The organism is Marinobacter sp. L-80 (genome assembly GCF_056859395.1).
Window position 1 is genome coordinate 1 of the sequence record NZ_JBSXOI010000062.1, and the last position, 2552, is coordinate 2552.

5 protein-coding genes are annotated in these 2552 nt (G+C 56.9%); all 5 read left to right on the forward strand.

Annotation, left to right across the window (positions count from 1 at the left end):
* Positions 1–200 precede the first annotated feature (200 nt).
* Positions 201–746: a hypothetical protein gene (locus AC13E3_RS09920; protein WP_482901973.1), complete on the forward strand. Its 546-nt coding sequence runs from the start codon at positions 201–203 to the stop codon at positions 744–746.
* Between the two features lie 67 nt (positions 747–813).
* Complete coding sequence (locus tag AC13E3_RS09925; protein WP_136632330.1) at positions 814–1251, forward strand: hypothetical protein; 438 nt, start codon at positions 814–816, stop codon at positions 1249–1251.
* Positions 1252–1486: 235 nt separating this feature from the next.
* Complete coding sequence (locus AC13E3_RS09930; protein WP_136632331.1) at positions 1487–1759, forward strand: hypothetical protein; 273 nt, start codon at positions 1487–1489, stop codon at positions 1757–1759.
* A gap of 26 nt (positions 1760–1785) precedes the next feature.
* Positions 1786–2178: a hypothetical protein gene (locus tag AC13E3_RS09935; protein WP_136632332.1), complete on the forward strand. Its 393-nt coding sequence runs from the start codon at positions 1786–1788 to the stop codon at positions 2176–2178.
* Positions 2179–2202: 24 nt separating this feature from the next.
* The coding region (locus AC13E3_RS09940) for a hypothetical protein (protein WP_482901974.1) at positions 2203–2552 on the forward strand (350 nt) is incomplete at its 3' end.

Here is a 2552-nt window from a genome sequence, read left to right on the forward strand (position 1 = left end):
GAGCCCGATGGCTCCCCCCTATCCCGATTGTCTGGCGTTCCGCCATCCGGGGCCTGCGGCCCTTTGATGTGCACTCAGGCCGGTTGGCTACGCCACGGCTGCGCCGCGGGGAAATAACACTATATACACCTTGCATGGTGTTTCGTGTCTGGTAAAATGGTTTTCAGGTTAGGCAAACAAACACAGGCAGGAGAAACACCATGGATCAGCAAACCTCCATCACAGTATTCAATACCCCGTCCGGCATGGGTGGCAGTTACACCGTTTCAATCCTCGAGGACCGCGGTGAGACCGCTCTGGTTCGGGTCTGGTACGGCACGGCTACCGCCAAAGGCTGGAAATCCTGGCGCGACTGGGATGGCCACCAGATGGAAGTAAGCCGCACACAACTCACCAATGAGCGCGAAATGAAACTGGTTAAAACCCTCAAGGATGACATTATCGCTCAATGCTGGCTGACCCCCTTTAAGAGCAAGGACTATCAGCCCGGCGATGTGTTCCGGCGTTACCTTGAAGCCTACGCCGACAGCGATTATCTGCGAATTGTGGAGACCAACGACCGCGCCGGAGTCATTCGCATCGAAAAAGCGGACGCGACCACTCTACCCGAAGATCAGGTGAAGGAAGCCTTCAAGCGCAGTGACCAGGCATTCAATGGCGTACTGATCTGGGAGCGGGAACCCGGTGTCACGTACCCCAATGCTTTCGGGCGCCGTAACGGTGTCCCCGTGCTCGACACCTTCTGACAGCCAACTCACCAAACCCGGGAGGCACCGCCTCCCCTTACCCACTTTCAGGAAGAGAAACCGCATTATGAGTCAGGCAGAGAAGCAGATTTACCGCTACCGAGTGAAAGGTGACCCACGAGGATGGGAGTACAGCTCAACGCCGTTTATGGCTGACAGCGTGACCCCGGGCCCCATGGAGGACCACCAGCACCTGTCCCTTGGTCAAGCGTCAGCGGTGCTCACGAGCCGTGAAGGCATCCCCAAGCATGAGTCAGAAAGCGCAGTTGAGGCGGTCTTTGATGTCATCCCAGATACCTACATTGTGATGAATGAGAACGCCCTTGGCATCGTCCATGGTGGAGCGATTCGGGAAATGGACGTTTTGGCTGGACTCGTGCTCAAGGGTGGCCCGAATTGGAAGAATGGCCCGGTGGCTTTCAACCCTCGTATCGATCGATTCCGACAGGCGACGCTGGCGGACTTTGAGACTTTCCGGGTGTCCCCAAAAGGTCATTTGATGTGATCAACAGATCTGCGATGACTTTCAATCTATCGAGCGGCCCGGCAATGCCGGGCAGTCTCAGGGGCCGGCTGTCGCCCTCCCTAGGGGCCTGCGGCCCTTTGTTGTGCACTCAGGCCTTGTGGCGTAGCCACCGGCTGCGCCGGAAGAGTAAACCCCTTTTTACACCTTGCATGGTGTAATTGTCCTGCTATAATTGTTTTCAGGTTAGGCAAACAAACACAGGCAGGAGACCACCATGAATTCCATGAATCCGAAAATTATCAAGACAAACGTCAAGAGCTTTAAACCCCTCTGCACCGACAAGCTTCCGTTCGGCCGCAAGATCGACCTCTTCCGGGAGCTCAAAGCATGGCGACAGGATCCGCAAACCAAGAGCACCTGGTTGAGCCAGAAGCGCAAGTCGTTCGCGACCGCCTTGAAGGAAGCCAAAGACCTGTATGGCGTCCGCGAGTACTTCGCTGAATTCGGCAAGAACGACGACAGTTTCCAGATCTTTTACCGGACCTGAACCCAGCGCAGCAGAGGAGACACATCATGGCAGTTCAACGCACTTTTCACGCCACTGACGCGAATACTGGAATGACTCGGTTCATGGTACGGATTGTCGAGAAAGGCGATGGCTATGGACGCTGGAACAGGGCTGAACAGAAGCTGGCCCTTATCCGTGACAAAGACGAGCCCCTGGTTGAGTTCTATGACGCTGACAACAACGGCGAGCCGTTCGACGCGCAGTTTATCAGCCGGTATTACTTCACTACCCTCAGCAAAGACACCGATCGTACCGGAATCGACCTGTGCGGCTATGAGCCAGCATGGCAGGTGTCTGGTGAAGATTACGCTATGGTGATGGCGTTCTTGAGGGAGTACGAGACTGCTAACGGCCCGGTTAAGGAACGGGAGCCGTTGGACTTCAGTCGTCACCTCTGATGATCCAGGAATCCGGAGTCGCACTTGCCCCGCTCACGCGGGGCTTTTGTGGTGCGCCCGGCACGGGCGCACTCCTGGAGGTGCAAGTCATCCCATGAGCTGGCCACAGCGAACGAAGTGAAGCGCAACTGCGGAAGGGCGACCGACCGTGGGGAGGAAGCGTGGAGCGTAAACCGTGAGCCGATGGACAAGAACCGGATAAAAGGCGCTGCCGAGCAGGGCGAGCGGGCCAAAAGCCGCGAAGCTCTTGTGGCCAAGGCGACGCGGCGTAAATCCGGCGGTTGTGCGGTGAAGGAGTGTGTTCTTACCCGGGGAGATCTCGCCTTATGCCTGAAAGGGCGACGTGGAAGCACGGAGCGAGAAGTCAGCAGAGG

What these genes read in the sequence shown, in the direction of transcription:
- AC13E3_RS09920 (WP_482901973.1), top strand. Translation starts at nt 201, where the DNA reads ATGGATCAGCAAACCTCCATCACAGTATTCAATACCCCGTCCGGCATG.
- AC13E3_RS09925 (WP_136632330.1), top strand. Translation starts at nt 814, where the DNA reads ATGAGTCAGGCAGAGAAGCAGATTTACCGCTACCGAGTGAAAGGTGAC.
- AC13E3_RS09930 (WP_136632331.1), top strand. Translation starts at nt 1,487, where the DNA reads ATGAATTCCATGAATCCGAAAATTATCAAGACAAACGTCAAGAGCTTT.
- AC13E3_RS09935 (WP_136632332.1), top strand. Translation starts at nt 1,786, where the DNA reads ATGGCAGTTCAACGCACTTTTCACGCCACTGACGCGAATACTGGAATG.